The organism is Aeromonas sp. FDAARGOS 1402 (assembly GCF_019046925.1).
GTDB classification, from domain to species: Bacteria; Pseudomonadota; Gammaproteobacteria; order Enterobacterales; family Aeromonadaceae; genus Aeromonas; species Aeromonas caviae.
Genome location: NZ_CP077201.1, coordinates 4,451,918 through 4,468,199, shown reverse-complemented (window position 1 = coordinate 4,468,199; position 16,282 = coordinate 4,451,918). Strand labels below are relative to the sequence as shown.

Here is a 16,282-nt window from a genome sequence, read left to right as displayed (position 1 = left end):
GGACACATCATTATGATTATGCCATTTCACTTGGCAGGAATGTCTCTGCCGATTTCTCCTAAGCTACCTGGTTTACTGCGCAGCGTAGTGCGAGAGCAACGGCTCGACCTCAACAACCTCTCGACCCTAACCTTCAACTTTCGCAGTCCCGATTACAGTGCCGAAACCGGTGGTGTCCACCCTGTCGAGCTACGGCTTATTCGGGGATTGCACGGCTGGGTCTTCGATTACATCACCGACTTTAGCTATCAGGGGCTCGGCCAGGATGCGGAGCTCTGCAAGGAGCTTGACTTCAACTTCTCCTGTAACGAGCACTATCTGCGGGGCTGGGGACCACTGGACGGCGTGGAAGCACGCGAACTGTTCGCTCTGTGGCAGAGCAATTTCATTGGCTACGGCCAGTTGGGGTATTTCACCGTCATCGTGAGTGGGGATTAGGAGGTGTGTGATGACTAACGAACTGCCGCTGACCCACTACTCGCGCCAGTGGTTGGGACTGGTCGCAGCAAAAGCCAAACTGCAGCCGACTCGCCGATGCGAGCGCTGGTTGCTGCATCTGACTCCTGGTAGCCCGAACGCCCGCACCGTCACCCTGCATCTACGTTGGTCTGGCATGCAGTGGCAACTTCTCTCCCTCACCAATGCTGAGGACTGGCGCACCATGAGCCAGCCGATAGATGAAATATGTGTGGATCCCACGCGCCGCTGTTTCTGGCGTAGCCAGGCAGGGCCCGTCCCGTTCTCTGATCAGCCCCGTGTACTGGGAGACTTTCTGAGCAACCTGCAGCGCACCTGTATCCATCACGGCTATTGCGTGGAGAGTGACCCCTTACCTCAAGAGGAGGTCGATGATGCCTAAAAAACCGATAGCCATTGATCCTGAGGTCATCAATCGGGAGGGAGAGACGCAGGTTGTACGTGATAGTGGCACTAACCATTCAGTGCTACAGCGTTTATCTGTGGGTCGTGGAAGCCTGCTGCCTTGCTCTGGCTACTACCCTGCTGAACGTGTTGGCCCCAGAGTCGCTGATGCCGGCGAAGAGTACGCCAGCGTCGAGAGCCGGAGCTATTCCCAAAGCCACCTGATCTCCCCTAGGTGTGCCCCAATTACCTCTCTTTAACCCCGACATGCTATCTGCGTGTCGGGGTTTTTGTTTATTTGGAGAAACCCATAATGCGTTACCACAAACTCAAGGCTGGGGAATTCCCTGGCACCTATGTCGTCACCGAACCGGTGACCGAGCAAGACCTGCTGCATATGGCCAACCAGGTTGCCCGCAAGCGACTTGCCAAAGGTTCTGCAATCACCTCTCACCAGATGGCAGCTCAACGATTGCAAACCCTGCTTCAAGGACGAGAGCGGGAGACCTTTGCCGTGCTGTTTCTTGATAATCAACATCGCGTTATCGCCCTGGAGGAGTTGTTTCACGGGACCTTGACTGCTGCCAGTGTGCATCCAAGAGAAGTGGTCAAGAGAGCCTTGGCGCTTAACAGTGCAGCTATCCTCTGCTCCCACAATCATCCCTCTGGTTACCCGGAGCCCAGCCTTTCGGATAAGCAAATCACGGACGTCCTGCGCAATGCCCTTGCGCTAGTGGATGTCCGCCTACTTGACCACCTGGTGATTGGCGCCGAAGGGGTCGTCTCCATGGCTGAGCGTGGAATGCTGTAATCCATGTTCCCCCGATTCATCCCTTCTGGGTTTACATCAAACATCAAAGGAGCTCAGTATGATTGAGTTCATCGACAGCTTTAGTCAGGCCGCCGTGGCGGAAGCTATGTGTGTACATCCTGGGCTGGCAAAGCTCATCGCCCAGCAGTTGATGCTGCCAGGTTTCGCCTATGCCCACGATATCGAAGGGCGGCGTATCGGTAATCTGTTGGTCGCGCCCAACCCGGTGCTGTACAAGACCATGCTCTTTGTCAGTCCACGTGACATGCGTGAGCACCTGCCACGAGAGATTAGCTTTGCCCGCTTTCGTTGCCCCTGTAATGCAGCGGGCCAACCGGTCGGCGAGTGGCAACGGGTGATTGTCGGGGCCTACGTCAACCATGGCAGCAATGATGCGCCAGATTGGAGTAGTCACACATGAGCATGACAACGTCCACAGCACCACTAATGGCGCCAGAGCTCACTATTACCATGCTCTGAGCCCATATCGATGAGCGCATCGTGCTGGAGCTGACCCAAAAGATCGACACGTAGTTGGCAGGACAGGTGCGTTCCGGCGTGCTGGCCCTGGATAACTGGGATGGAACAAATCTGGTTCTTCCCCGCATCGTGACCACTGCGCTACAGGAAGCTGCCGCCGAGCGGGTGATTTGGCACAGCCACCAACGCTGCTATCAGTGAGACGTCAACCGCCTCAAGCAATGGTTGTAGGCCGTCAGTCCACATTCGACTGGTCTTGAGAGGATGACAAGAGTCTTCCCTCGATAATTGATGTCACCCCCCAAGAGCCCTTGTGTTCACTTCTGTCACCACCCCTAATACAACCAACCACAACCCCATTCAGCCCCTCACATCGAGGGGCTGTTTGCATTTGAAGGAAGCCCAACCATGCATGACATGAGTGATTACCACACCCTGTCCGCCCGACAGATCACCACTGCCATCGGCCAGCTCAACCACAACACCGCGCCGAAGATAATGAGCCACCTGGCATTACGGGCTAAGCAGCCACTCCCGCTTGGTAATGGCCGCAGCCGAGCCAAGGCCCTCACACTCTTGCGCCGGGTCAAGAAGGCTCTGAAGGTAGGGCGTATCTCGCTTGAGCTCACCGGAACGGGTTGCCACATCGACCGGGGGAGCCATCAGGCTGACCGTTACTACTACGACCGGACGCTGTTGGCCCAGGGCTGGCAGCAATACGACACCGATGAAGACGCTTGGTACTTCGGTATCTGGATTCACACGGAAAAGCTGGAGACGTTTACCTACGCGGAGGGGGATACCAGTCATGTGATTGCACCGAACGTCGAGGCGTTTAGCGCTGAATTGGCGCGGCTCTACCTGTACCACCCTCAGGCACCGGCGTTTATCAGCATCGACCCGCAAGCGGGCGTTGTAACCCGCCACTTTGAACGCAAGCCGGAGGTGTGAAATGAATCGCCCTGGCTTCTTTAGACACCTTGTGTTTCTAATCGCCAGACAGTTTCCTTGCGAATTGGCAATTACATCCTCCAGCCCAAACTGTAATCCCATAGGACTCGTCCCTCTCGAACTCACCACGTAATGTCATCAATAGTATAAAGGTCGCGCCTGCAGTGCAGGCGCGACCTTTCACATCCACGGGCCCTATTGGACAGAACCGGTGCTTACTTGGCGGCCAAGCGCTCCTTGGCCAACTTCGTGCCCTCAGCCAAGGCCTGTAGCTTGCGCTGAGCCACGTCACGCGGCATGGGCGCCATGCCGCAGTTCGTGCAGGGGAATAACCGCTCCTTTGGCACGAATTGCAGGGCTTGGCCGATAGCATCAGCAACTTCTTCGGGCGTTTCGACTACGTCTGTGGCCACATCGATCACGCCAACCAGCACATCCTTGCCCTCCAGTAATTTCAGCAGTTCGAGGGGCACGTGCGAGTGCATGCATTCCAAACTCACCTGGTCGATGCTGCTTTTGGCCAGCGCAGGAAACACCGTCTCGTACTGGCGCCATTCATCGCCCAGGGTATTCTTCCAGTCAGTATTGGCCTGGATACCGTAGCCATAGCAGATGTGTACCACTGTCTTACAGTGCAGACCCTGCGCCGCACGCTCGAGCGCCCGAACGCCCCAATCGGCTACGTCCTTCATGTAGACATTGAAGGCTGGCTCGTCGAACTGGATAATGTCCACACCGTCGGCCTGCAGTGCCAGGGCCTCCTGGTTAAGTAATTCGGCGAAGGCAAAGGCCATCTTGGCCTTGTCTCCGTAGAAGCGGTCTGCCACCGTGTCGACGATGGTCATCGGGCCAGGCAGGGTAAACTTCAGCTTCTTCTTGGTGTGCGCTCGAGCCAGTTGGGCCTCGAAGGCATGTACGCGGCCCTTCAGGCGCAAGTCGGAAACCACCTGCGGCACCATTGCATCGTAACGGTTGTCACGGATGCCCATCTTCACTTTGTGCTCGAAGTCGATGCCCTCGACCTGTTCCAGAAAGCCATGCACGAAGTGCTGACGCGATTGCTCTCCATCGCACACGATATCCAGCCCAGCGTCTTCCTGGGCCTTGATCCATAGCAGAGTTGCGTCGGCTTTGGCCTGCAGGAGTGCATCACCCTTAGCCGCCCATTGGGGCCAGAGCTTGTTGGTTTCAGCTAGCCAGGCCGGTTTGGGCAGGCTACCAGTGATGGAAGTTTCAAACATAATGTGTTCCTTCAAGGCAAATGCCGGTCAGATCAGTACGTGGATTCGGCGACCCATTGTTCAAGGACGTCTTGGTACGGTTTGATGAAGTACTCTTCAGTGAACTTGCCCTGTTTGACAGCCAACTGGCTTCGTTCCTCTCGGTCATAGACGATTTGCGTCAGCGAGTAGTCCTCGGACTTCAGACTTGGTTGATAGAGCTGTCCTGCCACCGAGTTGGCGTTATAGATCTCGGGGCGGTAGATCCTCTGGAACGTTTCCATCGTGCTGATGGTACCGATCAGTTCGAGATCGGTGTAGTCGCTCAGCAGGTCGCCAAAGAAGTAGAAAGCCAATGGAGCCACGCTCTTGGGCGGCATGAAAAAGCGAACCTGCATCCCCATTTTTGCAAAGTACAGGTCGGTCGATGACAGCTCGTTTTGCTGGTACTCAACGCCGAGGATTGGGTGATGATTGGTCGTGCGCTGGTAAGTTTTGCTGGTCGCTGCACTCAGGCAAATGACTGGAAGCTTGCTAAATCGTTCTTGATAGGTGCCGGAGTTGACGAAAAGCTTGAACAGCTTGCCATGCAGCACGCCGAAATCGTCGGGGATGCTGAACTCCGCCCGTGCAGCATTGTACTCAGGCAGCACGACGCTGAAGTCGTAATCGCGCACATACGACGAGAAATTGTTGCCCACGATGCCATCAATGCGCCGGTTCAACTTCGTGTCGATGATGTGGGTCTTCAGGATCTCGATCAGCGGAAACGCAGTGCTGGTCAGCATGCCACTGTACATCTCAACAGAGATGATCTCGAGTTCAACCGCGTAGCGATTACCCGTGGGATTGTCCCAATGCGCCAGGTCATTGAAACGGTTGTTGATCATCTTCAGGGTTTTGTGCAAGTTTTGTTGGCGGCCCTCTCCACGCGCCAGATTGGCGAAATTTGTGGTGAGGCGAGTTCCGTCCAATGGTTGATAGCTTTCATCGAAAGTGATGCTATTGAGGCTGAATGTGAAGTCTTGGCTCATGACGCTTCCCTGTAATGATTATTGCAATTAAGGACGATGGTTTTTCAGACTGTTAGCATGCGCTCGGCTGCAGAGTGTCTGGCATTGCGCGTTAGCTCAAGCAAGGGCAAAGCCCGTTGAACCGTCAGCCTGGCCCGCTCGATCAATGCTTGGTCGCTCAGGTCGTGCTCCACGAAGTCCTTGTCGGTGGCATAGACACCTAATGGCAAAGTACGTGCCTGGAAAAAACTGAACAGTGGTCGAATCTGATGATCAATCACCAATGCGTGGCCTTGACTGCCGCCAGTAGCGGCTAGTAACACGGGCTTGTCGGTCAGGGTGTCTTGTCCTATGAGGTCAAAGAAGCGCTTGAACAGCCCTGTGTACGAGCCACGGAAAACTGGGGTGGCGACCACCAGAACGTCGGCCTCCTCGACCACGGCCAGCGCCTGCTCTACGGCATCCGTCACCTGAGTGCGCCAGACTGACCCCGTTAGCTGCGGTGCTAGCAGCCCCCAAATCGACCAGTTTCGGCTGACACAGCACCTGATCGGCAATCAGGTACTGCGCCAAACTTGCAGATTTGGAGGGGCTTTGAAGTGCACCTGAAACAGCTACTACGCGGAGTGGACGTGTTATTTTGGTCTTCATATCAGTCGACCAGGACGATACTGCTTGGCTAGCGTCCCCGACGTTCGGGACATTCGAATTTTTAGACGGGACCATGGCTGCACCGACGAATACGTAGAGTAGATGACGGTGATTGTGCCGACCCGAGACAATGAATTAAAATGGTTTTAATTCACACATCTATGAGTAGAATTCATTGAATGCTTGAGCGCATCCATCTCAACATCGTTCAGCAGGTCGAAAAGCAAGGATCGCTGACAGCCGCTGCGGGGGTACTGAATGTCACTCAGTCAGCCTTGAGCCACAGCATGAAAAAGCTCGAGCAACAGCTGGGTACCGACGTCTGGCTGCGCGAAGGCCGAAGCCTGCGTCTAACGCAGGCAGGTCACTACCTGCTGGCCGTGGCCAATCGTGTTCTACCCCAGTTTGATCTGGCCGAAGAGCGCCTTAGCCAGTTCGCGCAGGGCGAGCGTGGCACGCTGCGCATCGGCATGGAATGCCACCCTTGCTACCAATGGTTACTCAAGGTGGTTTCGCCCTACCTCACGGCTTGGCCGGACGTGGAGGTGGACGTGAAACAGAAGTTCCAGTTTGGCGGTATTGGCGCTCTGTTTGGCTACGAGATCGATCTGCTGGTAACCCCCGACCCGCTCTACAAACCGGGCCTTGATTACGAGTCTGTGTTCGATTATGAACAGGTGCTCGTCGTAGCCAAAGACCACTCCCTGGCTTCAGCCTCCTATGTGAAGCCCCAGCAACTGACTAGCGAAGTACTGATCAGCTACCCTGTGGACATCGAGCGCCTAGATATCTACAACCAGTTCCTGCTACCGGCGGGTGTTACGCCCAAGCGCCACAAAACCATAGAAACCACCGACATCATGGTGCAGATGGTGGCCAGCGGCCGTGGCGTGGCAGCCTTGCCACGCTGGTTGGTCGACGAGTACGCCGTTAGGATGGGGGTGGTGCCCCTACGGCTGGGGCCGCACGGCATAGCCAAACAGATCTTCTTAGGCACTCGCGAGGCTGATACCAATATCGACTATGTGCGCGCCTTCATCGAACTGGCACACCAGCCAGCCCGGGCCATGGCCGACGCCACTTTCATTGCTCATCCTCAAAAAGATCAAGAATGACCCCTCCTAATCGAACGCAAGCCGCTTCCCCTACTAGGCGGTTTGAATCAATAGACACACTCAGGCATAACGGGCTCTGCTCGCTGCTAAGGCACAGGCTGGGCAATACCTGCGATGCCGCAGATCTGGCGCAAGATATTTACCTTCAGCTCATCAGGAAAGCGCATATTCCGTCGGCGGAGGAGTGTCGTCGCCACCTGATGCAGTTGCCAAAGGCAAGCTGATCGACCTTTATCGCCGGTGCACGCTGGAGGCACACTACTTCGAGCCTGCAAACCCACGAACCCAACCCGCAGGCCCCGGCGTTTATCAGCATCAACCCGGAGGCGGGCGCTGTGACCCACCATTTTGAAAGTAAATCGGTGGTGTGAAATGGCCATCACTGGGCAAAGCGTGCCTTTCCTCATTCACGGTAGGGATATAGGGACGTCGCTCACGCACATCCCAAGTTGCTACCGGATAGCACTGCTCGGCGGCCGGCTCACCGCTCGTTATGCAATACCTGAAAATAAGCCCAGCAGAACAGCCTGCGCCCAGATGGCCATAGACCGACTGGTGGCCCAATACGGCTCGCTGCACCAGTTGGACCGTCTCAATTGCAAGCCGGTTATCAATGAGACAGCTGACTGCGCTCGTTGACGCCCCACCGTCTCGCTCATCCACAAACAGCATAAAGGGCCAACCCTTCCAGGCTAGCCAACTATGCAGCCAAGAAGTCGCCTGCAACTGGCGGCGTCGTTGACTTGTGTGACGCGCTGCGCTTGGGGGTCAAGTGGTGGCACAAGACATTAACAACGTGGCTGACTTTGTGGCTAACGATGCCAAGGGGTTACGCGCCCAATACTGCGTGGTGATCGAGCAGATCGTACAGGAGCTGCGTGGTTTGCCTTGCGCAGAGCTGACCGTTGAACCGGTGGCGAAGCAGTAGATCCTCTCGATCCGTTCCTTTGGGAAACGCGTGACTGACCGCAGGGAAATGGTTCAAGCGTTGTCAGAATTTATGGCTCGCGCAGCCGATAAGCTGCGTGCCGAGGGGATGTGTTGCCAGCGGGTGCACCTGTTAGTGCGAACCAGCCCATTTGACGAACGAGCGCCTTACTACAGTGAGCAGGCCGGCGTTCGGCTAGTCAGCCCTAGCGATGACACCCCGTTGTTGCTGCAACAAGTGGGCGTGTTGCTACCGCAGATTTGGCGCGACGGTTACCGTTATCAGAAAGGAGGGGTCATGCTGAGTGAGTTCACTCCCAAGGGGCAGCAACAGGCCGATCTGTTTGCTCCGTCCTCCGCTCAATCTGATGCGCTGATGGCTGTGATGGACCAGATCAAAGCCAAGGGATTGGGACGCGTAGGCTTGGCCAGTCAAGGCACGGGGTCCGCCGATTGGATGATGCGCCAAGAGCACCTGAGCCCCTGTTACAACTCCCGCTGGGAGGACCTCTGCCAGTGGCTAGGTAAGTGGATACAGTTATGTTCCTGCTGTTTGCTAGATGTGGTACCCCAAGCCCAAAAGCACAAAGGGGTAGCCTCGTAATGAAGCTAACTTTTTGTTTTATTTGGTGCCGGTAATAGGAGTCGAACCTACGACCTTCGCATTACGAATGCGCTGCTCTACCAACTGAGCTATACCGGCGGCCTGATGTTCAGAGTCGTGAAAAAAGCCGGACAAGTCAATTGAGCCAACTCGATTTTATGAGTTGGCTCATGATGTTAAGGCATATCAGAGGTCAATGAACTCCGGGATGTGAGCACGGCCGCGGCTCTCGAGAAAATCGAGCAGTGCGCGGGGGGAGCGGGCCAGGATCCGCTCATGTGGGAAGTTGGCTTCGGTGACCAGCCGATGGCAGTGATCAAAGTCGCCGAGGCTGAATGCCACGTGGGAGTCGGAGCCGAAAGTGAGGTAGGCACCCAGATCGCGCGCCGCCTCGACGATGGCGCGGCAGTTGCTTTCACTACCTGCACGGGAGTGACTGAACGAGGAGTTGTTGACCTCCAGTGCCACTCGATACTCTGCCGCTGCCTTGACCACCGCCTGAATATCGATGGGGAAGGCGGGATTGCCGGGGTGGCTTATCATGTCGACCCGACCACTTCGAATGGCGTTGATCATGGCCTGGGTGTGGGTCGCCTGATCGCAGGGGGGGAACACCGGTTCGTGAAAGCCCGCCATGATCATGTCGAGCCGCGATTCGTAGCGCTCGGGGAAGTCTATTTCACCGTCGATGTTCTTGATGTTGGCTTCGATGCCGCGCAGGATGCCGACCCCGTCCACGACCCTGGGCAACACGTGCAGATTGACGAAATGCCAGTAATGCGGGGCATCTGCCATGTCCGGGCCATGGTCCGTGGTGGCGAACAGCTTGATCCCCTTGGTTTTGGCGATGGGCAGGTAATCGTGAATGGTGCTGTAGGCGTGGGTGCTGGCGACGGTGTGCGTGTGGGTATCGACCGTATACTTCATCTTCTCTCCCCTCTGGCATGAGGCGACAGCATAGCAAGATTGGCGAAGCCGGGCCATGTGGCTGGTTGCCATACTTTGTCACAATTTGGGTCTGTGCTGACAAAGTCTGATGACGTTTCACTGCGAGGATGGCGACATCGATGCAAGCCTGAACACCCATCGATGGGTCGACACTGGATGGTCAGACCCGTTTTCCCCGCCGTCGCCCCTGCGACGGTTTTTTTTGGTTCTCTGTCGGCGCATCGGGTGACGGCAGGGCAAAAAAATGCCCAACTAGCATGACGCAGGTTGGGCGAGACTTAATGTTTAATTGCAGTGGCATAGATATAGAGTGCCGTCTCGCCGCGAAGTTCCCGCCATCTTCCCTCTTTTTTGATTAAAAACATTTAGCCAACACTTGTTCACATTCTCTTGACATGGGTGGGCGTGAAACGTACTTTTTAAACATTCGTTTAAGTGAGGTGTCCAGTGAGTAAAATCGATACCAAGAACCGTATTCTCGACGCCGCCGAGGTGCTGTTTGCCGAGCGGGGGTTCGCCGATACCTCGTTGCGTCTGATCACCAGCGAGGCCGATGTGAACCTGGCTTCGGTCAATTATCACTTCGGCTCCAAGAAGGAGCTTATCCAGGCGGTGCTCGACCGTTATCTGAGCCTCTTCATGCCGGCACTGGACGAGCGGTTGCAGACGTTGATGGCGCAGGATCAGCTGACCCTGTTGCAGGTGTTCGAGAGCTTTGTCGAACCCCTGATGAAACTGTCGGCCGTCAGGGCGAATGGCCCGGCGCTCTTCATGCAGTTGCTGGGGCGCGGCTATATCGACAGTCAGGGCCACCTGCGACGCTTTATTACCACCCATTATGGGGCGACCCTGCACGGGATCACCCAGGCCATCTCCAAGGCCAATCCGGATTTGTCGCCAGCGGATCTCTTCTGGCGCCTGCACTTCACCCTGGGCACCGTCGTCTTCACCATGGCCTCTGCGGATGCCCTGCGTGACATCGCCCAGGCCGATTTTGGCCAGCAGCTCGATGTGGAAGGGCTGGTGCGCAACGTCATTCCTTATCTGGCGTCCGGTGTCGGGGCGCCCGTGGAGTCGACCAGGCTCTCCCTGGCCGTGTAACACCTAACAATAATCAACGGAAACAGTGAAATAGAAGGAACTTCGGTATGATCACATTGCTTGTCCTGCTGGTGCTGGCGATAGCCGTGGTGCTCGGTGTCCCCGCCATCCGTAAAAAGGTGGTGACCCGCCCCGTGTTCGGCATCTTCAAGAAGATACTGCCGCCCCTGTCGGCCACCGAGCGGGAGGCCATGGAGGCCGGCTCCGTCTGGTGGGACGGGGAGCTGTTTCGCGGCAACCCGGACTGGAAGAAACTGCACGGCTACGGCAAGGCCGAGCTGAGCGCAGAAGAGCAGGCCTTTATCGACAACCAGGTCGAAACCCTGCTCGCCATGGTGGACGACTTCAAGATCGTCAACGAGACCAAGGACCTGCCGGAGCCGGTGTGGGACTATCTGAAGAAAGAAGGCTTCTTCTCCCTGATCATCCCGAAATCCTACGGCGGCCGCGAGTTCTCGGCGATTGCCAACTCCACCATCGTCACCCGTATCGCCACCAAGAGCCTGAGCGTCGCGGTCACCGTCATGGTGCCCAACTCCCTCGGCCCGGGCGAGTTGCTGATGCATTACGGCACCCAGGCCCAGAAAGATTTCTGGCTGCCGGGGCTGGCCAACGGCAAGGAGGTACCCTGCTTCGCCCTGACCGGGCCGGAAGCGGGCTCCGATGCGGGTGCCATCCCGGACAAGGGGATCGTCTGCAAGGGGATGCACAAGGGGGAAGAGGTGCTGGGCATTCGTCTGAACTGGAACAAGCGCTACATCACCCTGGCGCCGCGTGCCACCGTGCTGGGGCTGGCGTTCAAGCTCTATGACCCGGAAAAACTGCTGGGTGACAAGGAAGAGATCGGCATCACCTGTGCTCTGATCCCGACCAGTCACCCAGGCGTGCGCGTCGGCGATCGCCACTACCCCATGGGGTTGGCGTTCCTGAACGGCCCGACCTTCGGCAAGGATGTGTTCATTCCGCTCGACTGGATCATCGGTGGCCCGGATTACGCCGGCCGTGGCTGGCGCATGCTGGTGGAGTGCCTCTCCGCCGGTCGCGGCATCTCGCTGCCTGCCCTTGGCACCGCCTGTGGTCACATGGCGAGCCGCACCGTGGGCGCCTACTCCTACGTGCGCAAGCAGTTCGGCATGTCCATCGGCAAGTTTGAAGGGGTACAGGAAGCGCTGGCCCGCATTGGCGGCCTCACCTATCAGCTGGAAGGGGCTCGTCGCATGACAGCAGGTTCCCTGGATTTGGGTCAGGCACCGGCCATCGTCACCGCGATTTCCAAGTACCACATGACCGAGATGGCCCGCCAGGTGATGGATGACTCCATGGACATCCATGCCGGTCGCGCCATCCAGCTGGGCCCGAAAAACTACACCGGCTACGCCTACATGGGCATTCCGGTGGCCATCACGGTGGAAGGGGCCAACATCCTGACCCGCAACCTGATGATCTTCGGGCAAGGGGCCACCCGCTGCCATCCGTATGTGTTTGCCGAGCTGGAAGCGGCGGCCGACACCGATGTGGAGCGCGGTCTCGAGAAGTTTGACGCCCTGTTGATGAAACACATCGCCTTCGGTACCGGCAACTTCTTTGGTGCCCTGTTCCAGGGGCTGACCCTGGGCCAGTTCAACAGCGCGCCGGTAGCTGGCGAAACCGCCCGCTACTACAAGCAGCTCTCTCGCATGAGCAAGGGGCTGGCCCTGTGCGCCGACGTCTCCATGCTGATGCTGGGCGGGGATCTCAAGCGCAAGGAGATGATCTCCGCCCGTCTGGGTGACGTGCTGAGCCATCTCTACCTGGCCTCCGCCACCCTCAAGCATTACGAGGATCAGGGCCGCATGGTCTCTGACCTGCCGTTCGTGCAGTACGCGGTGGAGCGCAACCTCTACCTGATTGGCAAGGCGTTCGAGGGCTTCTTCCAGAACTTCCCGAACAAGGTGGTGGGGGCCGTACTCAAGCGGGTGGTGTTCCCGTTCGGCGTCGGTTACAAGATGCCGGCGGACGATCGCTGCCACGCCATCTGCCTGGCCATGATGACGCCGGGCGAGTTCCGGGATCGTCTGACCGCGCTCTGTTATGTGGGCAAGGATGAGGCGGATCCGGTGGGGCTGATGGAGCGTGCCTTCCAGGCCATGGTCTCGGTGCAGCCCATCGAGAAGAAGCTGGTGCAGGCCCAGAAAGAGGGCAGACTGCCCCGCAAGCTGGCGCTGCCTGAGCTGGTGGCTGCGGCCCTGTCCCATTCCATCCTCGGCAAGGAGGAGGCGGACAAGTTGCTGGCCGCCGATGCCCTGCGCTACGAGGCTATCCAGGTGGACAACTTCGCTCCTGGCGAGCTGGAAGGATTGTCTCAACCGAACCCGGTCGAGCATGCAGCCTGACCCCGAGCGTAAAGCGACAACCGGCCCTAGTGGCCGGTTTTTTGTTGTCTAACCAGGCATTTACAAGGTCGATTAATTCCAGTTTAATGCAATGGCCCCCACCCTTGGGGCAGGAAGCAAGGCCATCGGAATGGCCGATAACAACAACTCAGGAAGAGTGAATGAACCTCGCCAAAACGGCGATCGAACGCCCCATCTGGGTGGCGGTCTCGGTCGTGCTGATTTTTTTGCTGGGCCTGCTCAGCATCCGGGGACTGCCCGTCCAGCTGTTTCCCGACATAGACCGTCCTCACCTCAACATCACGGTGGACTGGCGCTCGGCCTCGCCCCAGGAGATGGAGTCGGAGATAACCGATCCCATCGAGCAGGAGATGCAGGGGGTACAGGGGCTCAAGAGCCTCAGCAGCAACAGCTACCCCGGCTTCACCGAAATCGACATGGAGTTTGCCCTCGGCACCGACATGCAGCGGGCCCAGCTTGATGTCATCTCCCGCCTGAACCGGGTCTCGGGACTGCCGGACAACATCGGTGGCCCTTACGTCAACAACTACAGCAGCAACGACACCCTGACCTTCTTCTTCATCCAGCAACTGCCCGGCGCCAAGGGGGAGATAGACGATCACCAGGCGCTGATCGAGGCGAGGGTCAAGCCCGAGCTGGAGCGGATCCCCGGGGTGTCCACGGTCGACATCGAGGGGATCAACGAGCGCCAGATCCAGATCCGTTTCGACCCTTACCGCGCCGCCGAGCTGGGGGTGGAGATCCCGGTGCTCGCCAGCCGGGCAACGACGGGCTGGGATGTGTCGGCCGGCACCCTCGACATCGGCCGCTGGGAGTACAAGCTGCGCTTTGCCGGTCGCTATGACGTGGCGGCCCTGGGGGACAAGGTGGTGGACTGGCGTGACGGCCTGCCCATCTATCTGCGGGACGTTGCCGAGATCAGAGTGGCCCGGGAGGAGAACCCGGTGCTGCGCATCCAGAACGGCAACACCGCCATCGCGGCGCAGATCTTCAAGGAGAGCGGCGCCAATGCCCTGGCGGCGCTCGAGGGGATCAAGGCCAAGGTCGGGGAGCTCAACCGGGAGGTGCTGGAGCCGGTCGGCCTGCACATGGAGCAGTCGTTTGACGCTTCTCTCTATATCAACCGGGCGGTGAGCATGGTGACCGCCAACCTGGGGCTCGGGGTGCTGCTCTCCTGCGCCATCCTCTGGGTCTTTCTGCGCCAGCTCAAGGCGACCCTGATGATCGCGATCGCCATTCCCATCAGCATCATGCTCACCTTCTGCCTGCTTAAGGTGATGGGGCGGACCCTCAATATCATCTCCCTGGCGGGCATTGCGTTTGCGGTCGGCATGGTGCTCGACGCCGCCATCGTGGTGCTGGAGAGCATCTACCGGCGCCATGAGCGGGGTGACATCAGCAAGGGAGAGGCGGCGCTGGAGGGCACCCGCCGGGTGTGGACCGCTCTGGTGGCGTCCACCCTGACCACGGTCGCCATCTTCCTGCCGGTGCTCCTGCTCAACGACGTGGAAGGGCAGTTGTTTGCCGATCTTGCGCTCACCATCGCCTGCGGGGTGACCGTCTCCATGGTGGTGGCGGTCACGGTGTTGCCTGCGGTGGCGGCGCGCTGGATGGGGCACGAGCGGCTGATTGATCCCTTTGAGCGCCTGTGGTGCCGCGCCACTCGCCATGTGATCCGCTGGACTGCCACCGCCCCCAGGCGCTGGGCCATCATCGTCCTGATGATGACGGGGCCTGTGCTGGCGAGCTGGTTGATGTTGCCCAAGATGAACTACCTGCCGGATGTGAAGCGGGACGCCATCGACGTCTGGATGAGTTTCACCCCCGGGGTCAATCTCCAGGCCCAGCGGGAGGAGGTGATCGATACCCTGATTGCCCGCCTCGACCCCTATATGAAAGGGGAGAAGGAGCCTGTCCTCAAGAACTACTACATCCTGCGCTACCCGGGCGGTGCCCAGATCGGGGTGCGACCAAAGGAGGATAACCAGATCAAGGTGCTGGAGCAGCTCTTGATGAAGCAATTGCTGGTGGGCATTCCCGACACCCGGGTGTTTGGCGGTCAGGGGTCCCTGTTTGGCGGTTTTGACAGTGAAAACAGCATCTCCCTGCTGATCCAGGGGGGTGGGCTACCCGAACTCTATCAGGCGGCCAGGGAGAGCATGACCATAGTGCAGCGGGACTTGCCCGGCGCCCAGGTCAGGCCAGAGCCCGGACTCGATTTCACCGCTCCCGAGCTTCGGCTGGTGCCCCAGGACAGGCGCCTGGCCGAGGTGGGCTGGGATCGCTCCCCCATGCCCGCCATCATCCAGACCTTTGGCGATGGTCTGCGGGTCGGCGAATATTTCGACGGGGATGAGCGGCTCGACATCCTGCTGATGGGGCAGGCCTCCGCCAACCCGGACGAGCTCAAGGCGGTGCCGCTTGCTACCCCGTCCGGGCGCATCGTTCCCCTTGGGGAACTGCTGCGGGTGGAGCCGCAACTCGGGCCTGAGAGCATCTTCCGATCCGATGGGCGGCGCAGCATCAGTCTGCAGATTTCGCCTCCTGCGGGGATGAGCATGGAGCAGGTGCTCGACACCCTGCAGCACAAGAGCTTTGCCGCCATCCGGCCCTTGCTGCCGGCCGGGGGGGAGCTGCGGGTCGCCGGCAATGCCGACAGCCTGCAGCAGGCGCTCGGCAACCTCGGCAGCATCTTCCTGTTCGCCGTGATGATACTGCTCATTCTGCTGTGGGGGGTCTTTGCCTCCCTCAAGGATGCCGTGCTGGTGCTGCTCACCTTGCCGCTCGCCACCGTCGGCGGCGTGCTGGCTCTGCACCTGAGCGGTCTGGTGGCGCCGCTGCCGATGGACTTGCTCACTATCATCGGCTTCGTCATCCTGCTCGGGTTGGTGGTCAACAACGCCATTCTGCTGGTGCACCAGACCAGGATGGCCGAGCGGGAGGGGATGAGCCGACAGTCGGCAGTCACCGATGCTCTGCAAAGCCGGATGCGTCCCATCGCCATGACCAGCCTCACCAGCATCTTCGGCATGCTGCCCCTGATGCTGAGTCCGAGCGAGGGGAGCGAAATCTACCGGGGGCTGGCCACCGTCATCGTCGGCGGCATGAGTTGCAGCACCCTCTTCACCCTGATCCTGTTGCCCGCCTTCCTGCGGTTGGGGGAGCAGACCGACATACCGCACGCCCTTCGACAGCGTGCCTGAGCAA

The 16,282-nt window shown here is 58.6% G+C and carries 15 protein-coding genes, 1 tRNA gene and 1 pseudogene; 12 read left to right on the top strand and 5 right to left on the bottom strand.

Annotated features, from left to right (window positions below):
- The first annotated feature begins 12 nt into the window (after positions 1–12).
- The 5 genes from I6L32_RS20825 to I6L32_RS20805 all read left to right on the top strand — a co-directional run bounded on the left by I6L32_RS20825 (position 13) and on the right by I6L32_RS20805 (position 3,103).
- Complete coding sequence (locus tag I6L32_RS20825) at positions 13–438, top strand: DUF2787 family protein (RefSeq protein ID WP_010673719.1); 426 nt, start codon at positions 13–15, stop codon at positions 436–438.
- A 10-nt stretch (positions 439–448) separates the two neighbouring features.
- Complete coding sequence (locus I6L32_RS20820; protein ID WP_010673720.1) at positions 449–859, top strand: hypothetical protein; 411 nt, start codon at positions 449–451, stop codon at positions 857–859.
- 315 nt (positions 860–1,174) lie between these two features.
- Positions 1,175–1,672, top strand: a complete 498-nt coding sequence (gene radC, locus I6L32_RS20815; RefSeq protein WP_010673722.1) for a DNA repair protein RadC — start codon at positions 1,175–1,177, stop codon at positions 1,670–1,672.
- 58 nt (positions 1,673–1,730) lie between these two features.
- On the top strand, positions 1,731–2,093 hold the full coding sequence (locus I6L32_RS20810; protein ID WP_053288301.1) for a hypothetical protein: 363 nt from the start codon (positions 1,731–1,733) through the stop codon (positions 2,091–2,093).
- Between the two features lie 467 nt (positions 2,094–2,560).
- Complete coding sequence (locus I6L32_RS20805; protein WP_053288302.1) at positions 2,561–3,103, top strand: hypothetical protein; 543 nt, start codon at positions 2,561–2,563, stop codon at positions 3,101–3,103.
- Positions 3,104–3,318: 215 nt separating this feature from the next.
- On the opposite strand, the gene I6L32_RS20800 is transcribed toward I6L32_RS20805, so the two are convergent.
- From I6L32_RS20800 to I6L32_RS20790, 3 genes are read right to left on the bottom strand one after another with little or no spacing between them, the layout of a single operon-like run.
- A complete protein-coding gene (locus I6L32_RS20800) occupies positions 3,319–4,344 on the bottom strand; it encodes a methionine synthase (RefSeq protein WP_182975915.1) in 1,026 nt (341 codons plus the stop codon).
- A gap of 32 nt (positions 4,345–4,376) precedes the next feature.
- Entirely contained in the window at positions 4,377–5,357 is a 981-nt protein-coding gene (locus I6L32_RS20795; RefSeq protein ID WP_010673726.1) for a DUF1852 domain-containing protein, read from the bottom strand.
- A 44-nt stretch (positions 5,358–5,401) separates the two neighbouring features.
- Positions 5,402–5,806 carry an NAD(P)H-dependent oxidoreductase gene (locus tag I6L32_RS20790; protein ID WP_010673727.1) on the bottom strand — a complete coding sequence of 135 codons (405 nt, stop codon included), beginning with the start codon at positions 5,804–5,806 and terminating at the stop codon, positions 5,402–5,404.
- Between the two features lie 360 nt (positions 5,807–6,166).
- Here I6L32_RS20790 and I6L32_RS20785 point away from each other — a divergent pair, with 360 nt between their 5' ends.
- The 4 genes and pseudogenes from I6L32_RS20785 (at position 6,167) to I6L32_RS23225 (ending at position 8,633) form a co-directional block, all read left to right on the top strand.
- The gene (locus tag I6L32_RS20785) at positions 6,167–7,102 is read left to right on the top strand and encodes a LysR family transcriptional regulator (RefSeq protein ID WP_216944436.1); all 936 of its coding nucleotides are present in this window, start codon (positions 6,167–6,169) and stop codon (positions 7,100–7,102) included.
- A 775-nt stretch (positions 7,103–7,877) separates the two neighbouring features.
- Entirely contained in the window at positions 7,878–8,030 is a 153-nt protein-coding gene (locus I6L32_RS23235) for a hypothetical protein (RefSeq protein ID WP_223925048.1), read from the top strand.
- Positions 8,031–8,078: 48 nt separating this feature from the next.
- A pseudogene (locus I6L32_RS23230) lies at positions 8,079–8,312 on the top strand (protein UmuC); the annotation flags it as partial.
- 15 nt (positions 8,313–8,327) lie between these two features.
- On the top strand, positions 8,328–8,633 hold the full coding sequence (locus I6L32_RS23225) for a DUF4113 domain-containing protein (protein ID WP_227656713.1): 306 nt from the start codon (positions 8,328–8,330) through the stop codon (positions 8,631–8,633).
- Positions 8,634–8,656: 23 nt separating this feature from the next.
- On the opposite strand, the gene I6L32_RS20775 is transcribed toward I6L32_RS23225, so the two are convergent.
- Both I6L32_RS20775 and I6L32_RS20770 read right to left on the bottom strand, forming a co-directional pair.
- Positions 8,657–8,732 (bottom strand) — tRNA-Thr (locus tag I6L32_RS20775).
- Between the two features lie 87 nt (positions 8,733–8,819).
- Positions 8,820–9,560, bottom strand: a complete 741-nt coding sequence (locus I6L32_RS20770) for a phosphatase (RefSeq protein WP_010675345.1) — start codon at positions 9,558–9,560, stop codon at positions 8,820–8,822.
- Between the two features lie 468 nt (positions 9,561–10,028).
- On the opposite strand from I6L32_RS20770, the gene I6L32_RS20765 reads away from it, so the two are divergent.
- The 3 genes from I6L32_RS20765 (at position 10,029) to I6L32_RS20755 (ending at position 16,278) form a co-directional block, all read left to right on the top strand.
- Positions 10,029–10,682 carry a TetR/AcrR family transcriptional regulator gene (locus I6L32_RS20765; protein ID WP_102948662.1) on the top strand — a complete coding sequence of 218 codons (654 nt, stop codon included), beginning with the start codon at positions 10,029–10,031 and terminating at the stop codon, positions 10,680–10,682.
- Between the two features lie 47 nt (positions 10,683–10,729).
- Complete coding sequence (locus I6L32_RS20760; protein WP_109112355.1) at positions 10,730–13,054, top strand: acyl-CoA dehydrogenase; 2,325 nt, start codon at positions 10,730–10,732, stop codon at positions 13,052–13,054.
- Positions 13,055–13,215: 161 nt separating this feature from the next.
- Positions 13,216–16,278 carry an efflux RND transporter permease subunit gene (locus I6L32_RS20755; protein ID WP_216944435.1) on the top strand — a complete coding sequence of 1,021 codons (3,063 nt, stop codon included), beginning with the start codon at positions 13,216–13,218 and terminating at the stop codon, positions 16,276–16,278.
- The last annotated feature ends 4 nt before the right edge of the window (positions 16,279–16,282 follow it).

Bases quoted from the DNA above. Each gene is read 5' to 3' on its own strand.
- I6L32_RS20825 (WP_010673719.1), top strand. From the start codon at position 13: ATGATTATGCCATTTCACTTGGCAGGAATGTCTCTGCCGATTTCTCCT.
- I6L32_RS20820 (WP_010673720.1), top strand. From the start codon at position 449: ATGACTAACGAACTGCCGCTGACCCACTACTCGCGCCAGTGGTTGGGA.
- radC (WP_010673722.1), top strand. From the start codon at position 1,175: ATGCGTTACCACAAACTCAAGGCTGGGGAATTCCCTGGCACCTATGTC.
- I6L32_RS20810 (WP_053288301.1), top strand. From the start codon at position 1,731: ATGATTGAGTTCATCGACAGCTTTAGTCAGGCCGCCGTGGCGGAAGCT.
- I6L32_RS20805 (WP_053288302.1), top strand. From the start codon at position 2,561: ATGCATGACATGAGTGATTACCACACCCTGTCCGCCCGACAGATCACC.
- I6L32_RS20800 (WP_182975915.1), bottom strand. From the start codon at position 4,344: ATGTTTGAAACTTCCATCACTGGTAGCCTGCCCAAACCGGCCTGGCTA.
- I6L32_RS20795 (WP_010673726.1), bottom strand. From the start codon at position 5,357: ATGAGCCAAGACTTCACATTCAGCCTCAATAGCATCACTTTCGATGAA.
- I6L32_RS20785 (WP_216944436.1), top strand. From the start codon at position 6,167: ATGCTTGAGCGCATCCATCTCAACATCGTTCAGCAGGTCGAAAAGCAA.
- I6L32_RS23225 (WP_227656713.1), top strand. From the start codon at position 8,328: ATGCTGAGTGAGTTCACTCCCAAGGGGCAGCAACAGGCCGATCTGTTT.
- I6L32_RS20770 (WP_010675345.1), bottom strand. From the start codon at position 9,560: ATGAAGTATACGGTCGATACCCACACGCACACCGTCGCCAGCACCCAC.
- I6L32_RS20760 (WP_109112355.1), top strand. From the start codon at position 10,730: ATGATCACATTGCTTGTCCTGCTGGTGCTGGCGATAGCCGTGGTGCTC.
- I6L32_RS20755 (WP_216944435.1), top strand. From the start codon at position 13,216: ATGAACCTCGCCAAAACGGCGATCGAACGCCCCATCTGGGTGGCGGTC.